This is a genomic window from Pseudomonas syringae pv. cilantro (genome assembly GCF_001293775.1).
In the GTDB taxonomy this organism is placed as follows: domain Bacteria; phylum Pseudomonadota; class Gammaproteobacteria; order Pseudomonadales; family Pseudomonadaceae; genus Aquipseudomonas; species Aquipseudomonas syringae_P.
On sequence record NZ_LGLN01000029.1, the window covers coordinates 47,792 to 73,005 of the forward strand.

The window sequence follows — 25,214 nt, forward strand, 5'->3', positions numbered from 1 at the left end:
TCTCCCTGTGAATCGGTATCGAAGCCGGTGATCAGAAACGCGTGAATTCCGACTCGTCCGGCGCGCTGGCCATGCTGTGCGCGAAGGCTTTGCGCGGCGCGTGCTGCACGTGGCGTGGCGGCTGACGGGGCGGGCTGCTGTGGCTGTCGGCAGGGCTGTTTTGCGCCATCGCCCTTGACGACGCGTCGAGGGTGAAGAAACTCATGGATTGCTGCAATTGCTCGGCCTGACTGCTCATTTCTTCCGCTGTGGCGGCCAGTTCTTCGCTGCTCGATGCGTTCTGCTGGGTGACCTGATTGAGTTGCGTCATGGCGGTGTTGATCTGCGCGACACCGGCCGCCTGCTCTTCGGACGCCGCGCTGATTTCCTGCACCAGATCGGAAGTCTTGTTGATCGACGGCACCATTTCGTCCAGCAGCTTGCCGGCTTTCTCGGCCATTTCCACACTGCTCGAAGACAGCTCGCCAATTTCCTGAGCGGCCACCTGACTGCGTTCAGCCAGCTTGCGCACCTCGGCAGCCACGACCGCGAAGCCTTTGCCGTGTTCACCGGCGCGGGCCGCCTCGATAGCGGCGTTGAGCGCGAGCAGGTTGGTCTGGTAAGCGATGTCGTCAATGATGCTGATGCGCTGAGCGATCTTCTTCATCGCCACCACGGTCTGTTGTACCGATTCGCCACCATCGGTCGCTTCCTTGGCAGCTTTGCTGGCCATGCCGTCGGTGACCTTGGCGTTTTCCGTGTTCTGGTTGATGCTGGCGCTCATCTGCTCGACCGATGCGCTGGTCTCTTCAACGCTGGCAGCCTGTTCGCTGGTGGCCTGGCTCATCGACTGCGCGGTGGCGCTGACTTCCTCCGACGCGCTGGCGAGGTTGTCGGCGGCGTTGCGCACTTCGCCGATGATGTGCGCCAGTTTGCCGACCATGTTCCGCATGGCGTTAAGCACCATGCCTGTTTCGTCTTTGGAGCCGTGCCCGATGTAGGCGTTGAGATTGCCTTCTGCCAACTGTTCGGCGGCCGTCGCGGCTTCCTTGAGCGGGCGGGAAATGATCCGCGCGATGAACAGCGCCAGACCCAGCCCGATCAGCAACGCAGCAATCAGGACCACGACGATCGAGACACGAGCGGTTTCATACAGCTGCGAGCCTTTTTCTCCAGCGGCAGTCGCGCCTGCATCGTTCAGCTCGACCATCTTTTGCAACTGAGTGGTCACTTCATCGAAGTGCGTTTTCGATTCGCCCCTGAGCAACCCACGCGCCTGAGCTTCCAGGTTCTGTCGGGACTGATCGAACAGATCGTTGCTGACCTTCAGATAGGCGGCCCATGATGCGCTGAGGCTGTTGAACAATTGACGATCGTCATCGCTGACAACCAGTTTGTCGTAAATGGCCAGGCGCGTTTCGAATTGTTTGCGCGCCTCTGCGGCTTCTTGCTCCATCTGGGCCTTCTCCGCAGCGGCGTCGGAGGCAATATGGCGGTTCTCCTTCAATCTGTAACTGGCCGCGTAGAAGCGCATGCCCGCAGCCGCGCGCATGGATGGCATCCAGTTTTCCTTGATGTCCTGAGCGGCATGATTGACCTGGCCGAGCTGGATAATCGCAAAGGCTCCCATGCCTGCGGTCAACGCCAGAACCACCAGAAACGAGGTTATCAATTTGGTGGAAATCTTCAGATCGTAAAACCATTTCATCGGGGGTTACTCCTTGGAATTGCAAATCCGTCAGCGAGAAGCGGGCGAGAGCGAATGAGGGGGCTGTGCTGCGCGTGCGTCCATTTGTACGATCTGGTTGAGCAGTGCCGGTACGTCGAGAATCAACGCCACCGCGCCGCTGCCCAGAATCGTCGAGCCGCTGATGCCGCGCAGTGCGCCAAACAGCTTGCCCAGAGGCTTGATTACGGTCTGGAATTCGCCGAGCAGGTCGTCCACCACCAGCCCGGCCTTGTGTTCGGCGTAGCGCACCACCACCACGTTCTGGCGACGCGCGGCCGGACCTTCGTGATTGAAGTGCTCGCGCAGGTAAACCAGCGGCAACACTTCCCCGCGCAGGTCCAGATAACCGTTGTCCCGGCTGGCCTGACGATCCTGTTCATCCAGCTCGATGCATTCCTGCACCATGTCCAGCGGGATCACGTAGGTCGACTGATCGAAACCGACCAGAAACCCGTTGATGATCGCCAGCGTCAGCGGCAGACGAATGCGCACGATGGTGCCCTGACCGGGCTGGCTGTCGAGGTCGACCGTGCCGCGCAGCAAGGTAATGTTGCGCTTGACCACGTCCATGCCGACGCCGCGCCCGGACAGGTTGGTGACTGCTTCGGCGGTGGAAAACCCCGGCTCGAAGATCAGGTTGTAGATTTCCTGATCGGTCAGGCTCGCGCCGGCGGCGATCAGCCCGCGTTGCTGGGCCTTGGCGAGAATACGCTCGCGATTCAGCCCGGCACCGTCATCGGCAATCTCGATCACGATGCTGCCCGAGTCGTGGTAAGCATTGAGGCTCAAATGGCCCTTGGCCGGCTTGCCTGCCGCACGCCGGGCTTCGGCGCTTTCGATGCCGTGGTCCATGGAATTGCGCAGCAGGTGCATGAGCGGATCGCCGATTTTTTCGACAACGGTCTTGTCCAGTTCGGTTTCCGCGCCACTGATGATCAGGTCGATGTCTTTGCCCAGTTCCTGACTGACATCACGCACCACGCGGCGGAAACGGTTGAACGTGTCGCCGATGGGGATCATGCGCAGGTGCAGCGCGCCGTCAAGAATCTGCTCCACCAGCCCCGACACGGTCGAGCTGGCTTCCTGCAGCGGGTCGTTGTCGCACGACTTGGCGAGCAGGCTGGCTCCGGCGCTGGCGATGACCAGTTCACCGACCAGGTTGATCAGCTCGTCGAGTTTGTCGGCGTTGACGCGCACATAACGGCCGTCCTTGTTTTTCTGATCACCGCCTGCCGAGGGCCGATCCAGCGCTGTCGCCACGCCAGGCTCGCGCGGCACCGCACGCTGGTCGCCCAGCAATTCGCCGCTGGCTACCACGCTGCTGTGCTCGGGCTGCGCGACCAGTTCAGTGCCGACAGGCTCGATGCTGTCTGTCGAGATGCCGGTCGCGTGATCGGCAGCGGTGATTTCAACGACGCAGTCTTCACGCACGAAATCGAACACTTCGTTGATCGCGGCATGCCCGGCAGAAGAAAGGAAATCGATCTCGAAGCCCAGGTGACAGGATTCCGGGTCCCATGATTCCAGCGGCGGAATGTTGTCGGTCACGGTGTTGACCTGAGTCATCGTCCCCAGCGTATTGAGGTAACGCAGGAACGAAAGCGGGTCCATGCCGTTGCGAAACACCTCGACGCCGAAGCGTAACGAGATGTGCCACAAGACTTCGGCATGCTCGGCATCGGCCGCATCCGGCGAGTGCACGGCTTCAACCAGCGGAGCGTTGCCGGGTGCCTGGTAAACCTGCAAGGCTTGACGCAACGCCGCTTCGCGCTCCAGTGCTGGCGGCTGGAGCGGTTTGCCACGGCTGGCAACCACATCGATCAGTTCGAGCATGTGATCGCCGGATTTGAGCAGCACTGCGATCAGCCCGGCGTCCACCGACACACTGCCTTCGCGCAGACGATCCAGCACGTCTTCGACTATGTGGGTGAAGCTCACGATCGGCGTCAGCCCGAACAACCCGGCTGAGCCCTTGATGGTATGTGCCGCGCGGAAGACGGCGCCAATCGCGTCTACATCGCCCGGTTCGCTTTCAAGTTGCAGGAGGGATTCCTCCATGGCCTGCAACAGCTCACGTGCTTCGACGATAAACGTCTGCTGAGCCTGATCGAGGTTAATGCTCACAATGACTTCCTATGTCCGATCACTCAACGATGCAGCCAATCGACGCGCTACAGCACGACACCCGGATTACATAATTCGAAGGTTTCCGTCACCGCCTTGCTCTGGCCGGTCATGTGCAACGCCGTACCGGCCTTTTCGGCTTCGCGCTGAATCACCGCCAGCAGTTGCAGGCCGGCACCGTCCATTTCGGTGACTTGCGACAAGTCGACCTCCATGCGCGCGGCGCTGCCGACCTGCGGCAGTATTCGGGCGGCCAGTTCGGTCACGGTATAAATCGTCAGTTCGCCATCGATCTGCACGCGTGCAGGGTCATCGGTGGTCTGGGCGGATAGCGTCATGCTGACCTCCTGGGCCTGTCATCGGGGCTGCTTTTCGGTGCAGCGCCTGTCAGGGCAGGATCAGCTTGGAGACCGCTGCCAGCATCTGTGCGGGCTGGAATGGCTTGACCACCCAGGCTTTTGCGCCCGCTGCCTGACCTTCAGCCTTTTTCGATTCCTGAGACTCGGTCGTCAACATGATGATGGGCGTGAACTTGTAACTGGCCAGCTTCTTCACCTCTTTGACGAAGGTGATTCCATCCATGTTTGGCATGTTTACATCGCTGATGATCAGGTGCACTTTCTGCCCTGTCAGCTTGCCGAGTGCATCCTTACCGTCGCTGGCTTCGATAACATCGTATCCGGCACTTTTCAGAGCAATCCCGACGACCTGCCGGACGCTGCTCGAATCGTCGACCACCAATACACTCTTAGCCATGATCTACTCCTAGAAGAACGTGATTTCCTGTGAATGCTGTTGCGCTGCCGATTCGCCACGGTGCGTGCGGCGTTGCTCATCTGTCGCGTAAGTGGACTCCATGCGCGCGAGCCATTGCCGGGCGTCGATGGCGACGGCCTGATCGGGCGACTGGCTGGCTTGCAGCAGGTGCGCATGCAGCGCGTCGATGTTGTCGCGTACATGCACCAGAATCTGACTGACCCGGTCCTGAAACTGCAGGCTGACGAGCACGTCGGTCATCTCGTCGCGGATGCCGTAGCTTTCCTGCTTGAGCAGGTCGGCGGATTCGGCCAGGCGGCCGGTAATGCTCTGAAAGCGCTCAAGTACGTTCTGAATGCTCTGTTCGGAAGCGGTCACCGAGTGGCTGTCCTGATCGGCGCCACTGGACGCGGCCTGGACCAGTTGGGTAATTGCGTTATTGATGATGTCGACCTTGGCCGACATCTGCTGGCCGGTCTCGCTGGACTTGCTCGACAGGCTGCGCACGGCATCGGCCACCACGGCAAATCCGCGGCCTGCTTCGCCCGCGCGGGCAGCTTCGATGGCGGCGTTGAGGGCCAGCAGGTTGGTCTGTGCGGCAATCGCGGCAACGTCGGCAGCCATGGTGCGCAATTCGCCTGTGTAGGCGGTCAGGCTGCGCACCTGAGAGAGCGTCTGATCGCGACTGGCCTGAGTGGCCTTGAGCGAGTCGATGACCTGGCTCAGCTCGCTATCGCTCTGCGACAGCACTTTCAGCGCACCGCCGGCATTCTGCCCATCCAGTTCACCGGCCGCGTGTTGCGACGCCTGCACGGTGTCCTGCAAACGTTCGGAAATACCGGTGAAACGATTGGTCAGCTCGACGATGGCGGTTTCGGTCTGCTGGCGCGAGCTTTCAACCTGTTTCGCCCAGATCGGCATGGCCCCGAGAAAAACCTCGTTGAGCTGCGCGGTGGCCGCCATCGCACTGTTTTGAGCATTGTGCGTCTGGTGGTGATCCAGCGCCTTGACGACAGCGAGATCCACCTCGCGACCTTGCGAACGGGCTGCCCACACACCGGCACCGATGCCCAGGGCAATCAGTACAGCGCTGGCGATCAGAGTGTTCGAGGTTGTGCCCGACTGGGTGAGTATCCAGGCGACAGCGGGGATGACAGGGATCAGCGGGAACCAGGCGAAACGCGGATGACTTTGAGCGGGCGTAGTACGGAATTGACTCGAGGTCATGGGTTCGATCCTTGAACAGTACTGCTGTTAACGACTGTAAGGTTATCTGCGTGATCGGGACGAACTTGATGGCCAGAGGAATGCCTTCCGTCCGGTCGGGGTGGAAAGAAAGCGCATTCAATTAAAAGTAGCTGGTATTACGGGCACGGCAAGTCAGCACCCGCAGGTCTTGCGGGAGTGACCGGGGCGACGATCCACATTGCTCGCGAAGAGGTCGGCAGTAACGCTGCGCAGCGCCCTGAAAAACGTGCCAGCGCAGCGCGCTGGCACGAGACTGACTCTTTAGTGCAGCTTCATCCGCGGCTCGGTGCCTTTGCCGATTTTGCTGCCCAGCATCAGCATCAGGGTGCGGAAGGCGCCATACAGCGCCATCTGGTGCATGCGATACAACGACACATAAAACATCCGCGCCAGCCAGCCTTCGAGCATCACGCTGCCCATCAGGTTACCCATCAGATTGCCGACCGCCGAGAAGCTCGACAGCGAAATCAGCGAGCCGTAATCCTTGTAGGTGTACTCCGGCAACGTCTTGCCTTCGATCCGCAGACGCAGCGATTTGACCAGCAACGACGCCTGCTGGTGAGCCGCCTGAGCACGAGGCGGCACATTGCGGTCGGTGCCTTTCTGCGGGCAGGCGGCGCAGTCACCGAAGGCGAAGATATTTTCGTCGCGAGTGGTCTGCAACGTCGGCAGCACTTGCAACTGATTGATGCGATTGCTCTCCAGCCCGTCCAGCTCATGCAGAAAGACCGGCGCACGAATACCCGCCGCCCAGACTTTCAGGCTCGCCGGAATGACCTGCCCGGTAGCCGTGATCAAAGCGTCAGCCGTCACTTCACTGACCGCCGCATTGGTCAGCACGGTCACACCCAGCTTTTCCAGGGTCTTGTGCACGGGCGCGCCGATACGCTCGGGTAACGCAGGCAGCACCCGCGGGCCGGCTTCAATCACCGTGATCCGCAGGTTTTCCGGCTTGATCTGACCCAGCCCATAGGCCGCCAGTTCGTGCGCCGCGTTGTGCAGTTCTGCTGCCAGCTCAACACCGGTGGCACCGGCGCCAACGATGGCGACGGTGATTTCCTGCGTGCTGTCAGCCTGGCCTGCGTGCGCACGCAGGTAGTGATTGAGCAACTGCTGGTGGAGGCGCTCGGCCTGCTTGCGGCTGTCGAGAAACAGGCAATGTTCCGCCGCCCCTTTGGTGCCGAAATCATTGGTGGTGCTGCCCACCGCGATCACCAGCGAGTCATACCCCAGGCTGCGCGCCGGGACCAGTTCTTCGCCATTCTCGTCCAGCGTGGCCGCCAGATGGATCTGCCGACCGGCACGGTCCAGCCCGGTCATGCGCCCGAGCTGAAACTGGAAGTGGTTCCACTTGGCTTGCGCCACGTAGTTCAGCTCGTCCTCATACGAGTTGAGCGAACCGGCAGCCACTTCGTGCAACAGCGGTTTCCAGATGTGAGTCAGGTTGGCGTCCACCAGCGTGACGCTGGCCGTACCTTTCTTGCCCAGGGTTTTACCCAGACTGGTCGCCAGCTCCAGACCGCCAGCGCCTCCGCCAACGATAACAATACGATGCGTCATAAGGATTACTCGGAAGGTTTAAGGAATTCGGGGGAAGCTCGATCTTCGCGAGCGCAAGGCAGCTCATAGCGTCAGACGGCTTGGTAACGGGTTGATCATCAGCGCCTGGCTCAGGAGCGGGGCGCGCTCGACTGGAGGCCAGGTTGCCTGAAGGTACTCTTCGACACACCTTTGCGCTTCCGGGTTCAGGCGTCTGCTCACTTTATGCGTCGCCTCAAGCCTGCTGTCGGGCAGGAGGCCAGGGATCGTTGCTGTCGAGCGGCTCGACCTGCACGGTATCGTCTAGCCGGATGATGCCGCTTTGTAGCACTCGCGCGTTGATTCCGCCATGCCCGCGCACCGCCTGAAACGTTCCATGGCCAAGGCGCTGCTCGAGTTTCGCGCAGGGCTGACACCAGCCAGTGGTTTCGAAAATGGCCTGACCAATCCGGAAACGCCGGTTCTTGAGGCTGAACAGGTTGATGCCGCTGACTACCAGATTGCGGCGCAGATCCTGCGGCACGACAGGGTTGTCCGCAGGTCGACTCAGTAACGAACTGACCACCGCCAGGTGCTCCCACTGAATCAGCGTGACCTGCCGCGCATTACGCGGGCCGGGCCGCGAGTGATCGCCGGTCAGGCCCGCTTCGCGACGCGCTTCCACGGCGTCCAGCTCGATCATCTCGGCGCGCGATTCCGGGCGCACGCCGATCCAGCGCACACGGCCTTGTTGCGGCACATCGGCCAGCAACTCCTGGAACGGGCTCATAGACTGATTCCCACATCGAAAACGACACTGCGGCCCAGATTGGTCCGCAGAAAATCCGGAGCGCCCGGATGCGCGAACAATACCCGAGCGAAGGTCGGCCCCACCAGCGACAACGAACGCCAGCCCTGCCGCAGATACTCGGTCGGTGGCGGAAAATGACTGTTGAGATCGAGCACTTCGCGCTTGAGACTGGCGAACGCAATGATGTCCATCTGGCCCAGATCAATGCCGCGTTCGCGATAATTGGTGGATTTCTTGTGCAGGGTAGGGGCGAGTCGGTGCAGCAATTCAGAGGCCGGAATACGCTTGGGCTTGGCCTCTCGACGCACCAGCTGGCTCAGCGAAAAAGCACTTCGTCGTCGCTGCAACTCCTCGCGCCACTCATCATTGAGCCGCCGCCCCTCGTCCAGCACGAAAAACACCTCAAAGCGCCCGTCACGAAACAGCACGTCGGGCGGCTCCTGACTGGCCGGGGTGAAGTCCTCGTTGCGATGCGCAATGTTCAACCCCTGCAACAGCCTCTGACAAACCCAACGCTCACGCTCCCACTTCCGCGCATTGGACAGAAAGGCGTTGGCTTGTTCGGCCTGGATCGTCAACAGGCGCAGGTAGTCTGAGTCATCCATAGGGCGCTAGCTTACCGCTCAAATGTGAAGGTGAAAAACAAAGTCTGAGCTGAGTTCGGGGGTTTTTGCATAGGGCTCCAAAGTAAGCGAAAAACCTTTCAGCAGGCTAAAGCTTTGCTTTGTTACGCCGAGCTGGAACACTCTGTGGGACGAACTCCAACCCTGCTCATTCCATCGATAAAGAATCCCTCCCTATGAAAGCCGCCTCGCTTGCCTTTCTCTGCCTCACTGCCCTTGCCACTCAAGCTCAAGCTTCCAGCGCTGATGCTTGGGTAGCTTACGACAAAGCCGTCTTGGAAAGCTGTATCAGATCCAGTGGTTTGAAAGATGCCAAACCTGTCGGTACTCCAGCTCAATTTGATGACCGCGTTGGCTATACAGCTATCCTCATGCGAGGCCAGTATCCGCAGAAGCATATGAAAGGTCGTCAAGGTACCGAGCTTTGCCTCTTCAATAGCAAATCGAAAGCTGCTTTTGTTACAGAGTGGGACTCCATTCGCGCTACCGGAAAGACTCAGTAAAAACGGGTAGCCCGTGCGGTGACGTCTTTTCACCGCACCCAAAAATCGCTTCCTTCGATTTTTCTCCATCGCTGAGATGTTTTCTGAGTGCTGGAATGAGCCCGAAAAACGGGACTCTGACCTCAATCATTTTCGTTCCCGCTCCACGTGGGAATGCATTTCTGGACGCTCTGCGTTCAACCTTGGAATGTGCAGCGCGGCGCAGATTTGTTACGCGCAGCGTCACGAAATGCCTGCCAACGCGGAGTGGCACGAGAGTCAGTTGTATTTGAGTAGAACGATGAGCGCAGAACGTGTGCATGCATCCTGGAATGTATCAATGCCCCCTGTGCGGAGCCTCCAGATCACCCGAAAACATCTCATCCTCAGCATCCGGGCTCACCGGAATTGCATGCTCTTCAGAAGCCCACGCCCCCAGATCAATCAGTTTGCAACGCTCGGAGCAAAATGGACGGCTCGGGCTGGCGGCGCTCCATTCCACCGGGGCATCGCAGGTCGGGCATTGAACGGTCATTGGTTGGCTCATGATTGGCCTCCACGCAAAGTAAGGTAAAAGTGGTGCAGCCGCTCGACTTCGCTGGTCAGCCAGGCGTGATCGCGGTCGTTTGTCAGCACATCGTCGGCGTGGCGCAGACGTTCGTCGCGCTGGATCTGCACCTTGAGGATGGCTTCGACCTGCTCTTGGCTGGAACCATCGCGCAGCATCGTGCGTTCTACCTGCACCTGCCGGGGCACATCGATCACCAGCAGGCGCTGCACCATCCGCGATTGCCCGGATTCGATCAGCAGCGGCGAAACCAGAACGGCATACGGCGATTTGGCTTTAGCCAGGTAGCTGACGATTTCCTGATTGACCAGCGGATGCAACAGCGCTTCCAGCCAGCGTCGCTGCTCTGGATTTTCGAAGATCAGCTTGCGCAGCGCGCTACGGTCCAGCTCGCCGCTGGGCTGCAACACGCTATTGCCGAAGTGCGTTGCTATCTGCTCCAGCGCCGGGCGCCCGGGCTCGACGACCCAGCGGGCGGCGTGGTCGGCGTCCACGGTGTCGATGCCGAGGTTGATAAAGCACTGCGCTGCCGCACTTTTACCGCTACCGATGCCGCCAGTCAGGCCAAGAATCCAGGGTTTTTGATCAGGGTGAGTCATCTGAAACCGGCAAACTGCATGTAAGAGTCGGTTATTTGACCACCCCAGAGCAAAGCGATCCACCCCGCAATCGCCAGATAAGGACCAAAGGGGATCGGCGTGCCGCTTTCAACCCGGCGAATACGCATCATGATCACGCCCAACACCGCGCCCACCAACGACGACAGCAGGATGGTCAGCGGCAAAATCTGCCAGCCACCCCAGGCGCCAAGCATCGCCAGCAACTTGAAATCGCCATGGCCCATGCCTTCCTTGCCGGTGACCAGCTTGAACAGCCAATACACCGACCACAGCGTCAGATAACCCGCCACCGCGCCCCACAGCGCATCGTTCAGCGAGGTGAACAGCCCGAACGAATTGACGATCAGGCCCAGCCACAGCAGCGGCAGGACGAGCGAGTCAGGCAACAGCTGGTGATCGGCATCGATCAGACTCATCGCCAAAAGGCCCCAGCTCAACACCAGCATCGCAGCCGCTTGCCAGCCAAAGCCGAAATGCCAGGCGATATAGGCCGACAGTAATGCACAGGTCAGCTCGACCAGCGGGTAGCGTTTGCTGATCGGGGCTTTGCAGTGCGAGCATTTTCCGCGCAGCAGCACGTAGCTGATGATCGGCAGGTTTTCCCATGGGCGGATCTTGTGCGCACAGTGTGGGCAACTGGAGTTGGGGAGAGTGAGGTTGAATACAGGTTGGTCCGGCTCGGCGAGGAGGCCGAGCATTTCTCGGGATTGGGCTTTCCAGTCGCGCTCCATCATGATCGGGAGGCGGTAGACGACTACGTTGAGGAAGCTTCCGATTACTAGGCCGAGTAGGCAGCAGGTGGTGACGAAGGCCAGGGGCGAGCTGGCCAAGAGGTCGAGGAGGGGCATGTTAGACGACGCTTCCAAGTTTGAAGATGGGAAGGTACATGGCAATGACCAAGCCGCCGACGATAACGCCCAGCACCGCCATTATCATTGGCTCCATAAGGCTGGTTAGACTATCAACCATGTTGTCGACTTCATCTTCGTAGTAGCTAGCGACCTTGTCCAGCATGGTGTCCAAAGCGCCTGACTCCTCACCAATGGCTGTCATCTGGATCGCTAAGCTTGGGAATACACCTGTGGAGCGCATCGAGAAATTCAATTGCATGCCGGTGGAGACATCCTGCTTTACTTTATGGACTGCATTTCGAAACACCACATTCCCTGTCGCTCCTGCCACCGAGTCCAGCGCCTCGACCAGCGGTACGCCAGCAGCGAAAGTCGTGGCAAGAGTGCGAGCATAGCGAGCTACTGACGACTTGAAGATAAGCGGGCCTATAATCGGGACTTTTAACAAGAACCTGTCCAGGCCGTCGCGAAATTTCTGAGATTGTTTGTAGGCCCGTTTGAACAGAAAAAAGCTTCCAAATAGCAGTCCTAGAATAGCTAGCCACCACTGCTGCACAAACTCTGAAAGGGCAATCACCATCAGTGTAAACAGAGGTAAATCTGCACCGAAACTTGAAAATACGGTCTGAAATTGCGGTACCACTTTGATTAGCAAAATACCTGAAACTATAACCGCCACCACGAGAACAGCAGTAGGGTAGGTCATGGCTTTTTTAATCTTGGCCTTGAGCTTTTCGGTTTTTTCCTTGTACGTCGCTACCCTGTCCAGAGGACTTTCCAGTGCGCCTGCCTGTTCACCTGCATCAACGAGATTGCAGAACAGCTCATCAAAATGTTCAGGTTTTTGTCGCAAGGCGGTCGCGAAGCTGTTCCCCGCTGAGACTTCTTGCTTTAGCGATACCACCAGCGTTCGCATATTGGGGTTTTCTGCACCCTCGCTGATTATGTCAAACGATTGAAGTAAAGGTACACCGGCTTTCATCATGGTGGCCATCTGCCGGGAGAAGAAAGCTATGTCCAGAGGCTTGATTTTCTTACCTTTTCCAAAGATCGAAATTGACTTCTTACGGACTTTGGTCGGGTTGACGCCCTGCTTGCGCAGTTGGGCTTTTATCAGCGCTGGATTGTGGCCGCTCAATTCTCCACTGAGCTTTCCACCCTTTTTGTCCAGGCCTTCCCAAGTATAAATGCTGACTTTTACTGCCTTGCTGGCCATGCTTAATCCTTGGTCACACGGTTGACTTCTTCCAGGCTTGTGATGCCCTGCATGGCCTTTGATAGGCCTGAGGTACGCAGGTCATTAAAGCCGTCCTTGCGCATCTGCCTGGATATCTCCAGCGAGTTGCCTTCCTCCATAATGATACGTTCCAGCTCCGGTGTCTTTTTGACCACTTCGTAAATACCGACCCTGCCCCTGTAGCCGCCGTTGCAATGCTCGCAGCCCACTGGACCATATATCTTGAAAGTGCCAATCTTCGCCTCTGGAAAGCCTTCCTTAATCAGTGTCTCGCGAGGAATATCGAGTTCTTTCTTGCAATGGCTGCATAACTTGCGTGCGAGTCGTTGCGCGATAATCAGATTGATCGCCGTAGCAATATTGAACGCTGCGACGCCCATGTGATGCAGGCGGGTCAGCGTTTCTGCGGCGCTGTTGGTGTGCAAGGTGGACAGCACCATATGGCCTGTCTGCGACGCCTTGATGGCGATTTCGGCGGTTTCCAAATCACGGATCTCACCGACCATGATTACGTCGGGATCCTGACGCAGAAAAGCACGCAGTGCTTGTGAAAAATCCAGACCTTGACGCGGATTGACGTTGACCTGATTGATGCCTTCCAGATTGATCTCTACTGGATCCTCGGCGGTGGAAATATTGATATCCACGGTGTTGAGAATGTTCAGGCCGGTATACAGCGAAACAGTTTTGCCCGACCCAGTAGGGCCAGTGACCAGAATCATGCCTTGCGGTTGTTTCAACGCTTCGAGATACAGCGCCTTTTGCTCGGGCTCGTAACCCAGTGCATCGATACCCATCTGCGCGCTGGTTGGATCGAGAATCCGCATCACGATTTTCTCGCCCCACAGCGTAGGTAAGGTATTCATGCGAAAGTCGATTGCCTTGTTTTTGGACACTCGCAGCTTGACCCGGCCATCCTGCGGTTTACGTCGTTCCGAGATATCGAGGCTAGCCATAACTTTTAAACGCGCGGCAATACGGTTCGCCAGATGGATCGGCGGCTTGGCGACTTCATGCAGGATGCCGTCTGTACGCAGGCGCACGCGAAAGGTCTTTTCATAGGGTTCAAAATGCAGGTCCGAAGAGCCGAGTCGAATAGCGTCCATCAACATTTTATTGACGAAACGTACTACCGGAGCGTCGTCAGCATCACTTTGGTCAGCAAGCGAGGTCTCTTTGCTGTCGGACTGATCAATGTCGAGGCCTAGATCGACGTCTTCCATCTCTCCCAAGCCATTGCCCGTCTCAAAAAACTTGTCGATGGCATTACTGAGTTTGTCGTCCTCTACAAGTATCGCTTCGGTATTTAAACCGGTGCTGAACTGGATATCCGTCACTGCCTGATGATTAGTAGGGTCGGATATGCCGATAAAAAGCTTGTTCCCCCGTCGCCATAGGGGCAGTGCATGGTGTTGCCGGACGAGCTTTTCGCTTACCAGCCCTTTAGGCTGACTTTCCTTGTCAAGGTTCGACAGGTCCATGAACGGAATGCCAAATTGGTCAGACGCCATCTCCGCAAGCGTCAGGCTTTTGACTAACTTGTTCTGTACCAGATAGGTGACGAGCGAAATCTTGTCGCGTCGCGCCTGCTGATAGGCCAGTTGGGCATTTTTTTCGTTGATAAGCTCGGCCAGAACCAGTTGCTTGGCCAAACCCGTGAGCACGACATCGGTCATAGAACCACCACACACAGACAGTGTGAGGTTTATAGCGCAGTCGAACGATGCTGCCAAATGGCAAGGCTAGATGTGACGAAAATTGTCAGTTTCTGCGAATTTCTGATTGAGCAATGCCGCGGTTAGAGGCCGATTGGACAGTTGAACGCAGCCATGGGTACGTTGGCACGACGTATGCTTCTGCCAACCCAAGGCACCACCTAATTGACGCCTGGGAGAAGTACGTTATGAATCTACAAAAAGGTTTCACACTGATCGAGCTGATGATTGTTGTCGCAATCATCGGCATTCTGGCTGCTATCGCGATACCTCAGTACCAAGACTATGTTACCCGGGCACGTTGGGCTGAAAACAACACAATTATCGCGCCTGTAAAAGCTGCAATTGCTGAATGTCTGCAGGTTAGCAATAGCGTAATAGCAAGCTGTGACACTATCGGCGAGCTAACTACTACCACTGGCTACGCTGCACCGCCAACGGCAACAGCAAGCTTGGCGTCCGTCGTCATTACTCCGGCCACTGCCGCCATCGTGGTAACTGGCCAGCCGGCAGTAGGGAGTTGTGTGGTTACGTGGACACCAAACGTAACGGACGCAAACAAAATCACTTGGATTGGTGCTACGGGTGGTGGTTGCACTAGATCCAGGACTGGGGTTTAACAAAAACTTTCTATTCGCCTATCTGTTAGCTTGTCTTCAGATGAGGTAGTGCAAAAACGGCCCGTTCATTATTGTTCGGGCCGTTTTCATAGTAAGCAAGACTATCTTGGTTTCTTTCACTGGAAGTTCAAGCAGCACCTCTGTTAAGGGCGTGGCGTTCTGTGGCGCGCTGGAAACAGCATCGAACAAAGCCAGAGCCGCAGACGAAAACGTGGCAATACTGCGTCATCTTCATGATGCTTATTCCCCCCGTTGCACCTTCAACCGATACCCAATCTCCGCAATCACCTCAATCGCAGGCAGCAACTCCAGCCCCAACTCAGAAAGACTGTACTCAGCCGAAGGCGGTGAAGTCGCCAGCACAGTCCGGACAACCACACCTTTCTCCTCCATCTCCTTGAGCCGCACCGACAGCATCTTTGCGGAAATGCCGGGAATATCAACGCGCAGTTCGCCGAACCGTCGAGGCCCGCCACTCAAACTCCACAGCAGGTTTGGCGTCCACACGCCGCCCAGCAACCACATGCAGGCGGCCACTGCGCATTCGGGGACAGGGTTGTCGACTTTGCTCTTGCGCATTTTCAGGGGCATTGCGGGGTGTTCCTTTTTAGGGACGCGGGTTTCCGGCGCGTAACCTGGTTACAGAAAGGTAACCGGAGAATGAGAGTAACCTTAAGTTACCAGCTATACAAAAGTTATCGAGGTGCTAGGATCGGGTCATTCTCAACCACCGGAACAATCCCTTATGAAGCTTTACTATTCACCTGGTTCTTGCTCGCTGGCTGCCCATATTGTGTTGCATGAGGCTGGTGTTGCTCATGAGCTGGTCAAGGTCAATCTGCGGCAGCACACGCTTGAATCCGGCGAGGATTACTACGCGATCAATCCTAAAGGTGCCGTCCCTGCACTTGAGTTGGATGACGGCGCGGTTCTGACTGAAGGCGCTGCCGTTCTGCAATATCTGGGCGACCACTTCGTACCGGAGCTGGTGCCAGCCAACGGCACCCTGGAGCGCGCAAGGCTGCAAGAGATACTCAATTATCTGGCTGCCGAATATCACAAGGCCTGGACACCGCTGTTCTATCTGGCAAAGGGCGCCGATGCCACCGACGCCCAGCGCCCGGTCATCGCCAGACAGACCTACCTGAATGGCCTCCTGGCGGATGGTCGTGATTACCTGCTGGGAAATAACTTCAGCGTTGCCGACACTTACCTGTTTGCTGTTACGCGCTGGTCAGTCAACTTCGGTATCTCGTTGGACGAGCTGCCTGCATTGAAAGCGTTCATGGCCCGAGTGGAAGCACGCCCGTCCGTCAAAGCGGTGCTTGAAACTGAAGGTTTGCCTGCGTTGTTCAGCAAGGACTGAATCATCCAGGTCCAAGGGCAGGTTCAATCTGTTGAACGAAAACGCCCCGGCGGATTGCTCCGCCGAGGCGTTTTGTTTTTAGTACGCAGTTTTATTGCGTTGGCATCGTAGGACGTTTCAGCTTTTGCCTGAGGCTAGGTCTCGATCCACATGGATCACCCAAACGTCCATTGATTGATACTCGAATCAAGCCCAAAATCAGCGAACTGATTACCCCGCACATAAAGGGAGGGGGCATATGAACACCACTGCATCACCCAGCCGCCTCCTCGGAGTGGGGCTTTACACTGCGTCGGAAGCCTCTTCATACACGGGCATTCCCGCAAAAGACATCCGTAGATGGATGTTTGGCTATCGCGCGGCAGGGGTTGATCATCCCGGCATCTGGACTCCGGAGGTCGCATTTCTGGACGATAAACTGCTTGGTTTCCATGATCTGCTGGAAATTCGTTTTGTTCATGCTTTTCGCCAGCACGGCGTCAGCTTGCAAGCGATCCGCAGTGCTTCGTTACAAGCCCGAGAGATGTTCGGTCAGCGCTATCCGTTTACGTGCAAGCGCTTTCAAACGGACGGGCGGGATATTTTTGCGACCGTTCTGGATGAAACCGGGGATGAGGCGCTATTGGATCTGGTAAAGCGGCAATACGCTTTCAAGCAGGTCATCACACCCTCTCTGTATGAGGGCATTGATTACGCAGGCGAAGAGTCGGCAAAACGTTGGTATCCGGTCAAGCGCAGCAAGGCGGTGGTATTGGACCCTGCAAGAAACTTCGGCAAACCAGTACTGACAATCACCGGAATCGACACCGCCGCTATTTACCACTCCTATCTGGCTGAAGGTCAGAGCGCGAAGCGCGTGGCACTACTCTATGAGATTCCGCCTGCAGCAGTGGAAGCCGCAGTCAATTTTGAGCACAGGATCGCGGCTTGAATTTTCTGATTAATAACAATCTGCCGCCTGCTATTGCCAGAGCGCTTAACGAGTTGACCAAATGTGAAGGTCACTCAGTGGTGTCACTGCGTGAAAGATTTCCTGCCAACTCCGCTGATATTGAATGGGTGACTCATCTCAAAAAAGAAGGCGGTTGGGCGGTCGTATCCCAGGACAAGTTTTCCAAGGGAGACGCTGAGCGCAGGGCATTCCGGGAGTGTGGGATGCCTATTTTCTGCCTCGCCAAACAGTGGGGCCAAATGACCTACTGGAACAAGGCAGAAAATCTGGTCAGGTGGTGGCCTTCAATTACCGAGCAGGCCTTATTGATCGAAGGCGGCGCGGCTTTTCGTGTGCCATGGGCGTTCTCCGCAGCACGCAAGTTTAAGCAGCTCCACATCTAGCCCGATCACGGATCGGGCTTTTCTCGCAATTAAAGTACAAATGTTACCGCGCCACCCCATCAACCCGAGGCTGTCTACGAATCCTCCTCCTAACCCCAACCACCACCATAACCACCAGTAACCCGATCACCACAAAAAAGATCGCATTGAACACCGGGAACGGTTGATCACGACTGGTGACCGCTTCAATCTCCGTCACGTTGGGAAACATCGACAGGATTGTTATCCGCCAGCCGTAATAGCGAATCAACGCCAGTTGCTGAGCATCGCGCGAATAGCCCTGGGCTTTGGCCTGGATGTCGGCGGAGTCGAATTTGAAGTACCACGGGAAGCTCCAGCCGGTGTCTTCGTTGCGGTAAACCACGACTTTCTTGGTGTCCGGGTCTTCGGTGTTGATGAAATACACGTCGCGGGTTGGGCCGTCTGCCGGGTTTTCGGCGTTGATAACACCGTCGGCGTCCATTCTTTTGACTTCCACACCGGTGATCATCACGACATCATGACGCGGCAGAACGTAGTAGAGGCTTAATGCGCCGATCCCCAGTGCAACGAATACCACAAGCCAAATCGACCTTTTAAGCCACTTCATACCAGCGTCCTCTGTTTAAAATTGCGTGACTTTGCCCTAATCCGAACATTTCAAAGCAAAACAGTTATTACAAAATTCGACAAGGCCGTTTCGGGCGGCGCAGTCTTCCGGAGATTGACATGATTTGGTTCCTTGAAGGGCAAGCCAGCCAGCGCGACGTGATTATCGGTGCGCGTGATGCCTTGCCTGAGTCGGTGCGCATTATCGCTTCTCATCGTCAGCAGCGCTCTGAAATTACCGGTCTGGCTGATGTGGCGTTGCAAGAACCGCTCGATAACCAGGAACGGATCGACTGGGTGCTGGAAAACGCACGCTCGCTGGGCGTCAAGGTCATTGTTGCCGGGCGGGTGGGCGGTCTCTATGAAGCGCAGCGTGCGCGGTTCAGTGCCGAGGGGTTGGACCTCGTGACGGGTGGAACGTCCCTGCAAACCTTCATGGATGTCGACAACAAGAGTCGTTTCACTGCGGCGGCCGAGGCGGCGGGGCTGGCGTGCATACCGGCGATCACTGCGTGCAATGCCGAAGAGCTGCAAGCGGCTTACGAGACATTGTCGGTGTCTGGCGAGGTCTGCATCAAGCCGGTTGTCGGGATTTACGGCCAGGGGTTTTGGCGCTTCAAGACGGATATCGATGACTTTCGCTGTTTCGCCCACCCGGATGAGCGCGAAACGACGTTCAAGGCGTACTTTGATGCTTATCGCCAGGCCGAGGATCTGCCCGCGATGCTGCTGATGCCTTACATGCCGGGCAGTGAATGTTCAGTGGACATGGTGTGCGAGGGCGGCAAGGCGGTAGCGTTCGTCGGCCGACGCAAGGAAGGCTTGAACCAGACCTTCGAGTGCGACAGCGAAGCGGTGCAGCTGGCGGTTCGCGCGGCCGAGCATTTTGCCTGTGACGGGCTGATCAATATACAGACCCGCGACGACGCTGACGGCAAGCCGCGTTTGCTGGAGATCAACCCGCGTTACTCGGGCGGCATCGGTTATACGCGCCATGCTGGCGTCAATCTGCCAGGTATTTTCGCTGCGCGGCGTCTTGGGCTGAAAGAACCGGAAACACATTGGCTGGAAGATATCCGGATCAAGGCGATCACCGTCGCTGTACGGGCTACGGTTTGATCAGGATAATAGATTTTTGCTATCACTAATCGCTCTCATCAAGGAGGATCGGGCATGAAGCTTCTGGCGCCAGGTGCAAACACTGCTTTAACGAATGCTCACTGCACCTGGAATCTGGAGAGCGGCAAGTCTTCGGTTTTTGGTGAATACGCCGCCGTCGCGTTGCTGCCGGTCAACGAAAAGCGCCTGCCGATGGGCGATCCGGCGCTGTTGCATCAAGAGCAAAACTGGATGGAATGGAGCGGCGGCCCGCAGAACGTGGGCTGTACGCTCAAACTGGATCGGCTTCCTGCCGGCAGCGACCGCGTGTTGCTGATGGTGTATGTATTCGCAGCCACCGGCCCGGTTAGCGAGATTGTCAGCCTGCATCTGCAAGTGGACAGCGATATCGAGCATCGCCTTGATCTGCGCAGTAACGGCGAAGCGGCGATCATCATCGGCGAGTTCTATAACCGTAACGAGCAGTGGAAGTTTCGTGCATTGAGCGAAGGCTCGGCGTACGGGCTTTCGGCGTTGGGTCGCAAGATCGGTCTGGAAGTGGACGATCGCCACCCACGCCGTCCGTCGGGCGGCTCGGGCGGCGGGCCACGGCACGAGTCTGCCACCGGCACGGCGTTTGTGGTCGGCCCCGCGCATGTCATCGAAGACATGAGCGTGTTCCACATCAATTCGCTGGACGGCCGCTACAAGGCCGAGCCGGTGGTGATCGACCGCCGTAACGACATCGCGTTGCTGCGCGTGCAGGGCGCTCCGCTGTTGTCTCCGGTTACATTCCGGGACGGGCAGGGCTGCGAGCCGGGTGATAACGTGGCGGTTCTGGGCTATCCGCTGGCATCGATTTCCGGTGGCGGGTTGCAGGTTACCCGAGGCGGGATTTCCGGCTTGTTCGGTCTGCACAATGACGCCAGCCTGTTCCAGTTCACCGCGCCCATACAGCCGGGCTCCAGTGGCAGCCCGCTGTTCGATAACGGTGGCGGGGTGATCGGCATGGTGACGTCCACCGTTCCGGACGGGCAGAACATGAATTTCGCGGTCAAGTCCGCATTATTGTTGTCCTTTCTACAGGCCTGCCGCATCGACGCGCCGCACGCCCGTCCGGAAAGGTCGTACACCACGACAGAAATCTCACGCATCGCCCAGTCATCGTTATGGCTCGTTGAAGCCTCACGTCAATGATGCCGGGCTTCCTGCCGTTTGCGCAGGTGTCAGCTAATCAGGAATTTATCGATGGACAGCAGCGCAGCTTTTTCCAATCCTACAAAGCTTCGTGCTGATCTGCTTCGTGGTCGTCTCGATGTCAGCGTCGATTCGTCCACCATTGCCCCGGATTCACTGTTCGGCTTTGCTGAACGGCGCAACCCGAAGCGCGCGTTTCTATTTGTCTCGCGAGTGCTGGGGCGCCATATCCCGGCGCGCCCGAGCGTCATGCTCAAGAGTTTCCAGGACCTGGCCCACAAGATTCCGGCAGACCTGCCCGGCCCGGTGCTGGTCATCGGCATGGCCGAAACGGCCGTCGGTCTCGGCGCTGGCGTGCACCGGGCCTACAGCGCAACGCGCCCCGATGCGCTGTATCTGGTCAGCACCCGCCACCCGACCGGCACCGAATTGTTCGCCCGCTTCGAAGAAGAACACAGCCACGCCAGCGCCCATCTGATTCATCTGCCCACCGACCCGGCGCTGCGCGACATGATGCTTAACGCCCGCTCGCTGGTACTGGTCGACGATGAGGCTTCCACGGGCAAGACCTTCATCAATCTCCACCAAGCGCTGGTCGCGGCCGGTTTGAGCAACATCGAGCGGGTGGTGACCTGCGTGCTGACCGACTGGTCGGCGGGCGCGGTCAGCACGTCGATGGGGGCTTTGGCCGAACAAGTGTCGCTGTTGCAGGGCTCTTATTCCTTCGACGAAGACGTCAGCGCGCCACTGCCGGACATGCCGGAAGTCGGCACCGTCGCGATGGGCGACTGGCCATTGGTCACCGCCAATGACTGGGGGCGCATGGGCGTGTTGTCGGTCGCCGATACCCTGGCACCGGGCCTGACGGTCAACAAGGGCGAACGGGTGTTGGTGGTCGGCACCAGTGAGTTCGTCTGGCGTCCGTTTCTACTCGCCGAGCGTCTGGAAAAAGCCGGGGCTGATGTGCACTTCAGTTCCACCAGCCGTTCACCGATTGCGCTGGGTCATGCCATCGATCACGCGCTGTCGTTCTCTGATAACTACGGGCTGGGCATTCCCAACTTTCTTTATAACGTGCGTCCGGGTCAGTTCGACCGGGTGCTGATCTGCACCGAGACTCCGAAGCAGGCCGTGCCTGCCGAGCTGATCGAAGCACTGAACGCCGAGGTCATCTGCGATGAGTAACGACCGCCCGCTGATCTTTGTCGATCTGGACGACACACTGTTCCAGACCGCCCGCAAAACACCGGCTGACATTGAAAAACACGTTGCCACGCTCGACATCAGTGGCAATGCCAACGGTTACATGACCAATGTGCAGAAGTCCTTTGCGCACTGGTTGCTGGCGCATTCCGATGTAGTGCCGGTGACCGCGCGCAGCGTCGAGGCCTATAGCCGGGTCAAACTGCCGTTTACCGCAGGCGCGATCTGTTCCCATGGCGGTGTGATGCTCGATGTCATGGGGCGACTCGACCATGACTGGAACGAGCAGATGAAACAGACCCTGGCCAGCTATCAGTCGCGTCTGCATGAACTATGTGCTGCGACGCTGGCAATAGGTCAGGAACTGGGCTTTTCATTGCGCGGCTGGGTGGTCGAAGAGGCGCAGTTGTTCCATTACGTGGTGACCAAGCACAACGAGAGTGATGACAGTATCCTCACGCACGTGCTGGCCGAAGTGCAGGCACGCGGTCTGCTCGACGGCATGCATATTCACGGTAACGGCAACAACCTGGCTTTTTTGCCTGAAGGTCTGGCTAAGCGCTACGCTGTTCAAGAGTGGTTGCGTCGCGACAAGGTGATCAACGGCGAGCGCCCGGTGCTGGGTTTTGGCGACAGCATTACCGACCTGGGCTTCATGGATGAATGCCACTGGTGGGCGACGCCTGCCCGCAGTCAGTTGGCGAAAATGTTTGTCGGAGCTGCGCATGAGTGATCCCGTTCACGGGCTGGAGACAGTGGGTAGCGGAAGCTATCTCAAGGACGACGTGCATTTTCTGTTGCGCAGTATCGAGATGCAGACCACCAGTGTCGAAGAGAAGGAACGCCTGATCCAGACACGGCAAAAGCATTACTCGGAGATGATCAGCGAGGAGTCTGCGCCTAGCGACGCCCACAAGGCGCTTTACGAGCGTGCGCTCAGCCAGAACGGCGCGCGCATGGCGACCGATGTACACGCATTGGCGCAGGCGCTGGATCGGCAATGCACCGGGTCTGAAATCGTTCTGGTGTCGTTCGTGCGGGCCGGTCTGCCGCTTGGCGTGTTGTTGCGTCGGGCCCTGATCGATCTGGGCCGCGAAGCTCATCACTATGGCATCAGCATCGTCCGCGATCGCGGCATCGACAAGGTGGCACTCGAGGCCATCATTCAGGCCCACGGCGCGCAAAATATTGTGTTTGTCGATGGCTGGACCGGTAAAGGCGCGATCTCCGGGGAAATCCGCCGCAGCCTGGCGGGCGATGCGCGCTTTCCGGAAGACCCACGGCTGGTGGTGCTGGCCGACCCGTGCGGCAGTGCCTGGCTGGCGGCCTCGGCGGAAGACTGGGTGATTCCGTCCGGCATTCTCGGCGCAACGGTCTCCGGGCTGGTGTCGCGTTCCATCTGGCCAGCAGACGGCGGGCTGCACGGCTGCGTGGTGTACGAGCATCTGCAGGACCATGACGTCACGCGTTCTTTTATTGAACAGATCGAACGCCAGCGTCGTCGAAAGTGTTCGACGCTGATGCTTAGCCCCTGGACGCCGACGCAGCGCCTCGAACTCAAGACCGCTGCCTCGCGGGTGATCGACAGCCTGGCCGAACGCTTCGGGGTGAATAACCTCAACCGCGTCAAGCCGGGCATTGCCGAAGCGACCAGGGCGGTGATGCGTCGTGTGCCGGACCACGTGCTGGTGCGCAACCTGACCGACGGCGACGTGCAACTGCTGCTGCACCTGACAGAAAAGGCGGGCATCCCCGTTGAGGAAGTCGGCGATGCCCTGGGCCCATACCGGGCGGTGACCATCATACGGAGTCTCAGCTAATGGCCTTATTCTCGCCTTATGCGCTGGGGGCAACGCTGTACATGCCCGCTACCCGTGACGACATCGTCGACGTCGTGTTCGGTGACAAGATTCCCGAGTTGCGGTCGCTGGTGGTGTGTCTGGAAGATGCCGTCGCGTTAATCGACGTCGACACCGCGCTGCTCAACCTGCGTCAGGTGCTTACGCGTATTCAGGATCGTGGCGGACGGCCCGCTAATGGGCCGCTGCTGTTCGTCCGGCCGCGTGATGCTGCCATGGCGCGCATTCTCAACGACTGGCCGCTGATGGCCCATGTCGACGGGTTCGTTGTCCCCAAGCTCTCGCTGACCAATCTGATCAGTTGGGAGCAGGCCGTGACCAATCCGGCGCTGGCCTTGATGCCGACGCTGGAAACACCGGAAGTCTTCAATCCCGGAGCGATGGTCGAGTTGGGGCAGGCTTTGAAGGCCAGTCTCGACGAACGGATCATTGCGCTGCGCATTGGCGGCAACGACCTGATGGGCTGCCTGGGCCTGCGCCGTAATCCGGCCATGACGCTGTACTCGACGCCGATGGGCTACGTCATTCCCATGCTGGCCGGAGTCATGGGCGCGCAGGGGTTTGCCCTGACCGCGCCAGTGTTCGAACAACTGGCCACGCCAGACGTTCTGGAACTGGAACTGGCGCTGGATATGACCAATGGATTGGTCGGCAAGACGGCAATTCACCCTTCGCAGGTCAATATCATTCAGAATGCGTTACGCGTCAGTCTGGAAGACATGAACGCCGCCCGGATGATTTTGAACTCTGTGGCGCCCGCCGTGTTCAAGTACAACGATGCTATGTGTGAACCGGCGACCCATTACAAATGGGCAACCCACATCATGGAGCGCGCCAAATGGCATGGAGTGTTACCCGCACCCGCTTCGATCATGGATGCCAGTATTCGACTCGCTGAGGCAGTTAGCTAGATGATAGAACCTGACCTTGAAACCGCAGGACCTGATCTTGAGCCGGTAGGGCCCGACCTTGAAATCGAAGTGGAACAGCGCCTGCTGGCAGTGTTCGATTTCGACGGGACCATTACCCGCCATGACAGCTTCGTCCCGTTTCTCAAATTCGCCTTCGGGCAACGTGCCTTTTCTGTGCGCATGGCGCGGCTCGTATTGCCGAGCCTTGGTTACCTGGCCAAACGCATGACCCGCGACGAACTCAAAGGCCGCCTGATCAAGGCGTTTCTGAGTGGCGTCGAAGTGCAATGGCTGCAGCAAAAGGCCGAAGCCTTCTGCCAGTCGCACTGGAAACGCCTGATGCGTCCCGCCGCACTTGAATCCATTGCTGCCGAGATCGAGAAGGGCGCCATTGTCACGCTATGTTCAGCATCGCCTGCTATGGTCCTGCAACCCTTCGCTGACCGCTTGAAAGTCGAGCTGATCGGCACCAATCTGGAAGTGATCGACGGCAAGCTGACCGGGCTGATCGAGGGCAGTAATTGCCGCTGCGACTCCAAGGTCGCGCGTCTGGAAAGTGTCTACGGGCCGCTTTCGCAGTTCCGGGTTCGTGCCTGGGGCGACACCCGAGGTGATCACGAATTGCTCGCCGCTGCCCAGGATGCGCACTGGCGGTTGTTCCATCCGACGTGGCGTCGAGGCCGTTATAAAGGCCCCGTTAACGCGAAGTTACACAATCCTGATGGTAATGACGGGCCAACACGGTAAGGCTGTAACACTTTTATCCGAATTCCGTA

27 protein-coding genes are annotated in these 25,214 nt (G+C 58.0%); 12 read left to right on the forward strand and 15 right to left on the reverse strand.

Going from position 1 to position 25,214, the window contains the following annotated elements; all coding sequences use genetic code 11:
• Positions 1-31: 31 nt before the first annotated feature.
• The 8 genes from ABJ99_RS05110 to ABJ99_RS05145 all read right to left on the reverse strand — a co-directional run bounded on the left by ABJ99_RS05110 (position 32) and on the right by ABJ99_RS05145 (position 8,770).
• Positions 32-1,687: a methyl-accepting chemotaxis protein gene (locus tag ABJ99_RS05110; RefSeq protein ID WP_054084873.1), complete on the reverse strand. Its 1,656-nt coding sequence runs from the start codon at positions 1,685-1,687 to the stop codon at positions 32-34.
• Between the two features lie 30 nt (positions 1,688-1,717).
• Positions 1,718-3,832: a chemotaxis protein CheA gene (locus tag ABJ99_RS05115; RefSeq protein ID WP_054084874.1), complete on the reverse strand. Its 2,115-nt coding sequence runs from the start codon at positions 3,830-3,832 to the stop codon at positions 1,718-1,720.
• Between the two features lie 47 nt (positions 3,833-3,879).
• Complete coding sequence (locus tag ABJ99_RS05120) at positions 3,880-4,170, reverse strand: STAS domain-containing protein (RefSeq protein ID WP_054084875.1); 291 nt, start codon at positions 4,168-4,170, stop codon at positions 3,880-3,882.
• A gap of 49 nt (positions 4,171-4,219) precedes the next feature.
• Entirely contained in the window at positions 4,220-4,588 is a 369-nt protein-coding gene (locus ABJ99_RS05125) for a response regulator (protein ID WP_005895634.1), read from the reverse strand.
• A 9-nt stretch (positions 4,589-4,597) separates the two neighbouring features.
• Positions 4,598-5,815 carry a methyl-accepting chemotaxis protein gene (locus ABJ99_RS05130; RefSeq protein ID WP_054084876.1) on the reverse strand — a complete coding sequence of 406 codons (1,218 nt, stop codon included), beginning with the start codon at positions 5,813-5,815 and terminating at the stop codon, positions 4,598-4,600.
• A 282-nt stretch (positions 5,816-6,097) separates the two neighbouring features.
• Entirely contained in the window at positions 6,098-7,396 is a 1,299-nt protein-coding gene (locus ABJ99_RS05135) for an NAD(P)/FAD-dependent oxidoreductase (protein WP_054084877.1), read from the reverse strand.
• A gap of 214 nt (positions 7,397-7,610) precedes the next feature.
• A complete protein-coding gene (locus ABJ99_RS05140; RefSeq protein ID WP_054084878.1) occupies positions 7,611-8,144 on the reverse strand; it encodes an MOSC domain-containing protein in 534 nt (177 codons plus the stop codon).
• The gene (locus ABJ99_RS05145; RefSeq protein WP_054084879.1) at positions 8,141-8,770 is read right to left on the reverse strand and encodes a DUF1780 domain-containing protein; all 630 of its coding nucleotides are present in this window, start codon (positions 8,768-8,770) and stop codon (positions 8,141-8,143) included. The genes ABJ99_RS05140 and ABJ99_RS05145 overlap by 4 nt, the downstream gene beginning before the upstream one ends.
• Positions 8,771-8,964: 194 nt before the next feature.
• Between ABJ99_RS05145 and ABJ99_RS05150 the strand changes: the two genes are divergently transcribed.
• Complete coding sequence (locus ABJ99_RS05150; protein ID WP_054084880.1) at positions 8,965-9,291, forward strand: hypothetical protein; 327 nt, start codon at positions 8,965-8,967, stop codon at positions 9,289-9,291.
• Positions 9,292-9,607: 316 nt separating this feature from the next.
• Here the strand turns inward: ABJ99_RS05150 and yacG are convergent, their stop codons facing one another.
• Genes yacG through pilB form a run of 5 tightly spaced genes read right to left on the reverse strand, consistent with a single transcriptional unit; the run spans position 9,608 to position 14,222 of the window.
• Entirely contained in the window at positions 9,608-9,817 is a 210-nt protein-coding gene (gene yacG / locus ABJ99_RS05155; RefSeq protein ID WP_007251656.1) for a DNA gyrase inhibitor YacG, read from the reverse strand.
• Entirely contained in the window at positions 9,814-10,437 is a 624-nt protein-coding gene (gene coaE / locus ABJ99_RS05160; protein WP_054084881.1) for a dephospho-CoA kinase, read from the reverse strand. Before coaE ends, yacG begins: the two co-directional genes overlap by 4 nt.
• Positions 10,434-11,306, reverse strand: a complete 873-nt coding sequence (locus ABJ99_RS05165; protein ID WP_054084882.1) for a prepilin peptidase — start codon at positions 11,304-11,306, stop codon at positions 10,434-10,436. Before ABJ99_RS05165 ends, coaE begins: the two co-directional genes overlap by 4 nt.
• A 1-nt stretch (position 11,307) precedes the next feature.
• Positions 11,308-12,525: a type II secretion system F family protein gene (locus ABJ99_RS05170; RefSeq protein ID WP_054084883.1), complete on the reverse strand. Its 1,218-nt coding sequence runs from the start codon at positions 12,523-12,525 to the stop codon at positions 11,308-11,310.
• A gap of 2 nt (positions 12,526-12,527) precedes the next feature.
• On the reverse strand, positions 12,528-14,222 hold the full coding sequence (pilB, locus tag ABJ99_RS05175; RefSeq protein WP_054084884.1) for a type IV-A pilus assembly ATPase PilB: 1,695 nt from the start codon (positions 14,220-14,222) through the stop codon (positions 12,528-12,530).
• 227 nt (positions 14,223-14,449) lie between these two features.
• Here pilB and ABJ99_RS05180 point away from each other — a divergent pair, with 227 nt between their 5' ends.
• Entirely contained in the window at positions 14,450-14,881 is a 432-nt protein-coding gene (locus ABJ99_RS05180) for a pilin (RefSeq protein ID WP_054084938.1), read from the forward strand.
• Between the two features lie 240 nt (positions 14,882-15,121).
• Here the strand turns inward: ABJ99_RS05180 and ABJ99_RS05185 are convergent, their stop codons facing one another.
• Positions 15,122-15,472, reverse strand: coding sequence for a winged helix-turn-helix transcriptional regulator (locus tag ABJ99_RS05185; RefSeq protein WP_054084885.1), 351 nt, complete (start codon positions 15,470-15,472; stop codon positions 15,122-15,124).
• A gap of 154 nt (positions 15,473-15,626) precedes the next feature.
• On the opposite strand from ABJ99_RS05185, the gene gstA reads away from it, so the two are divergent.
• The 3 genes from gstA to ABJ99_RS05200 all read left to right on the forward strand — a co-directional run bounded on the left by gstA (position 15,627) and on the right by ABJ99_RS05200 (position 17,582).
• On the forward strand, positions 15,627-16,247 hold the full coding sequence (gene gstA / locus ABJ99_RS05190; RefSeq protein WP_054084886.1) for a glutathione transferase GstA: 621 nt from the start codon (positions 15,627-15,629) through the stop codon (positions 16,245-16,247).
• A gap of 238 nt (positions 16,248-16,485) precedes the next feature.
• Positions 16,486-17,178 (forward strand): DUF433 domain-containing protein, encoded by a 693-nt coding sequence (locus ABJ99_RS05195; RefSeq protein WP_054084887.1) that lies wholly within the window; start codon positions 16,486-16,488, stop codon positions 17,176-17,178.
• On the forward strand, positions 17,175-17,582 hold the full coding sequence (locus ABJ99_RS05200; RefSeq protein WP_054084888.1) for a PIN-like domain-containing protein: 408 nt from the start codon (positions 17,175-17,177) through the stop codon (positions 17,580-17,582). The genes ABJ99_RS05195 and ABJ99_RS05200 overlap by 4 nt, the downstream gene beginning before the upstream one ends.
• A gap of 43 nt (positions 17,583-17,625) precedes the next feature.
• Here the strand turns inward: ABJ99_RS05200 and ABJ99_RS05205 are convergent, their stop codons facing one another.
• The gene (locus ABJ99_RS05205) at positions 17,626-18,171 is read right to left on the reverse strand and encodes a DUF1523 family protein (protein ID WP_054084889.1); all 546 of its coding nucleotides are present in this window, start codon (positions 18,169-18,171) and stop codon (positions 17,626-17,628) included.
• A 119-nt stretch (positions 18,172-18,290) separates the two neighbouring features.
• On the opposite strand from ABJ99_RS05205, the gene ABJ99_RS05210 reads away from it, so the two are divergent.
• Genes ABJ99_RS05210 through ABJ99_RS05240 form a run of 7 tightly spaced genes read left to right on the forward strand, consistent with a single transcriptional unit; the run spans position 18,291 to position 25,185 of the window.
• Entirely contained in the window at positions 18,291-19,289 is a 999-nt protein-coding gene (locus tag ABJ99_RS05210; protein WP_054084890.1) for an ATP-grasp domain-containing protein, read from the forward strand.
• A 54-nt stretch (positions 19,290-19,343) separates the two neighbouring features.
• Entirely contained in the window at positions 19,344-20,465 is a 1,122-nt protein-coding gene (locus ABJ99_RS05215; RefSeq protein ID WP_054084891.1) for a trypsin-like peptidase domain-containing protein, read from the forward strand.
• A 51-nt stretch (positions 20,466-20,516) separates the two neighbouring features.
• Positions 20,517-21,650 (forward strand): phosphoribosyltransferase domain-containing protein, encoded by a 1,134-nt coding sequence (locus ABJ99_RS05220; RefSeq protein WP_054084892.1) that lies wholly within the window; start codon positions 20,517-20,519, stop codon positions 21,648-21,650.
• Positions 21,643-22,401: an HAD family hydrolase gene (locus ABJ99_RS05225; protein ID WP_054084893.1), complete on the forward strand. Its 759-nt coding sequence runs from the start codon at positions 21,643-21,645 to the stop codon at positions 22,399-22,401. Before ABJ99_RS05220 ends, ABJ99_RS05225 begins: the two co-directional genes overlap by 8 nt.
• A complete protein-coding gene (locus ABJ99_RS05230) occupies positions 22,394-23,488 on the forward strand; it encodes a cysteine protease StiP family protein (RefSeq protein WP_054084894.1) in 1,095 nt (364 codons plus the stop codon). Before ABJ99_RS05225 ends, ABJ99_RS05230 begins: the two co-directional genes overlap by 8 nt.
• The gene (locus ABJ99_RS05235) at positions 23,488-24,438 is read left to right on the forward strand and encodes an HpcH/HpaI aldolase/citrate lyase family protein (protein ID WP_054084895.1); all 951 of its coding nucleotides are present in this window, start codon (positions 23,488-23,490) and stop codon (positions 24,436-24,438) included. Before ABJ99_RS05230 ends, ABJ99_RS05235 begins: the two co-directional genes overlap by 1 nt.
• Positions 24,439-25,185, forward strand: a complete 747-nt coding sequence (locus tag ABJ99_RS05240; protein WP_007251673.1) for an HAD family hydrolase — start codon at positions 24,439-24,441, stop codon at positions 25,183-25,185.
• The last annotated feature ends 29 nt before the right edge of the window (positions 25,186-25,214 follow it).

Excerpts from the sequence above, each read along its gene's own strand:
- ABJ99_RS05135 (WP_054084877.1), bottom strand. The coding sequence starts at position 7,396 with ATGACGCATCGTATTGTTATCGTTGGCGGAGGCGCTGGCGGTCTGGAG.
- yacG (WP_007251656.1), bottom strand. The coding sequence starts at position 9,817 with ATGAGCCAACCAATGACCGTTCAATGCCCGACCTGCGATGCCCCGGTG.
- ABJ99_RS05140 (WP_054084878.1), bottom strand. The coding sequence starts at position 8,144 with ATGAGCCCGTTCCAGGAGTTGCTGGCCGATGTGCCGCAACAAGGCCGT.
- ABJ99_RS05125 (WP_005895634.1), bottom strand. The coding sequence starts at position 4,588 with ATGGCTAAGAGTGTATTGGTGGTCGACGATTCGAGCAGCGTCCGGCAG.
- ABJ99_RS05220 (WP_054084892.1), top strand. The coding sequence starts at position 20,517 with ATGGACAGCAGCGCAGCTTTTTCCAATCCTACAAAGCTTCGTGCTGAT.
- ABJ99_RS05145 (WP_054084879.1), bottom strand. The coding sequence starts at position 8,770 with ATGGATGACTCAGACTACCTGCGCCTGTTGACGATCCAGGCCGAACAA.
- ABJ99_RS05210 (WP_054084890.1), top strand. The coding sequence starts at position 18,291 with ATGATTTGGTTCCTTGAAGGGCAAGCCAGCCAGCGCGACGTGATTATC.
- ABJ99_RS05165 (WP_054084882.1), bottom strand. The coding sequence starts at position 11,306 with ATGCCCCTCCTCGACCTCTTGGCCAGCTCGCCCCTGGCCTTCGTCACC.
- ABJ99_RS05130 (WP_054084876.1), bottom strand. The coding sequence starts at position 5,815 with ATGACCTCGAGTCAATTCCGTACTACGCCCGCTCAAAGTCATCCGCGT.
- ABJ99_RS05235 (WP_054084895.1), top strand. The coding sequence starts at position 23,488 with ATGGCCTTATTCTCGCCTTATGCGCTGGGGGCAACGCTGTACATGCCC.
- ABJ99_RS05195 (WP_054084887.1), top strand. The coding sequence starts at position 16,486 with ATGAACACCACTGCATCACCCAGCCGCCTCCTCGGAGTGGGGCTTTAC.
- gstA (WP_054084886.1), top strand. The coding sequence starts at position 15,627 with ATGAAGCTTTACTATTCACCTGGTTCTTGCTCGCTGGCTGCCCATATT.
- ABJ99_RS05170 (WP_054084883.1), bottom strand. The coding sequence starts at position 12,525 with ATGGCCAGCAAGGCAGTAAAAGTCAGCATTTATACTTGGGAAGGCCTG.
- ABJ99_RS05215 (WP_054084891.1), top strand. The coding sequence starts at position 19,344 with ATGAAGCTTCTGGCGCCAGGTGCAAACACTGCTTTAACGAATGCTCAC.
- pilB (WP_054084884.1), bottom strand. The coding sequence starts at position 14,222 with ATGACCGATGTCGTGCTCACGGGTTTGGCCAAGCAACTGGTTCTGGCC.
- ABJ99_RS05205 (WP_054084889.1), bottom strand. The coding sequence starts at position 18,171 with ATGAAGTGGCTTAAAAGGTCGATTTGGCTTGTGGTATTCGTTGCACTG.
- ABJ99_RS05230 (WP_054084894.1), top strand. The coding sequence starts at position 22,394 with ATGAGTGATCCCGTTCACGGGCTGGAGACAGTGGGTAGCGGAAGCTAT.
- ABJ99_RS05185 (WP_054084885.1), bottom strand. The coding sequence starts at position 15,472 with ATGCCCCTGAAAATGCGCAAGAGCAAAGTCGACAACCCTGTCCCCGAA.
- ABJ99_RS05225 (WP_054084893.1), top strand. The coding sequence starts at position 21,643 with ATGAGTAACGACCGCCCGCTGATCTTTGTCGATCTGGACGACACACTG.
- ABJ99_RS05110 (WP_054084873.1), bottom strand. The coding sequence starts at position 1,687 with ATGAAATGGTTTTACGATCTGAAGATTTCCACCAAATTGATAACCTCG.
- ABJ99_RS05150 (WP_054084880.1), top strand. The coding sequence starts at position 8,965 with ATGAAAGCCGCCTCGCTTGCCTTTCTCTGCCTCACTGCCCTTGCCACT.
- ABJ99_RS05240 (WP_007251673.1), top strand. The coding sequence starts at position 24,439 with ATGATAGAACCTGACCTTGAAACCGCAGGACCTGATCTTGAGCCGGTA.
- ABJ99_RS05120 (WP_054084875.1), bottom strand. The coding sequence starts at position 4,170 with ATGACGCTATCCGCCCAGACCACCGATGACCCTGCACGCGTGCAGATC.
- ABJ99_RS05180 (WP_054084938.1), top strand. The coding sequence starts at position 14,450 with ATGAATCTACAAAAAGGTTTCACACTGATCGAGCTGATGATTGTTGTC.
- coaE (WP_054084881.1), bottom strand. The coding sequence starts at position 10,437 with ATGACTCACCCTGATCAAAAACCCTGGATTCTTGGCCTGACTGGCGGC.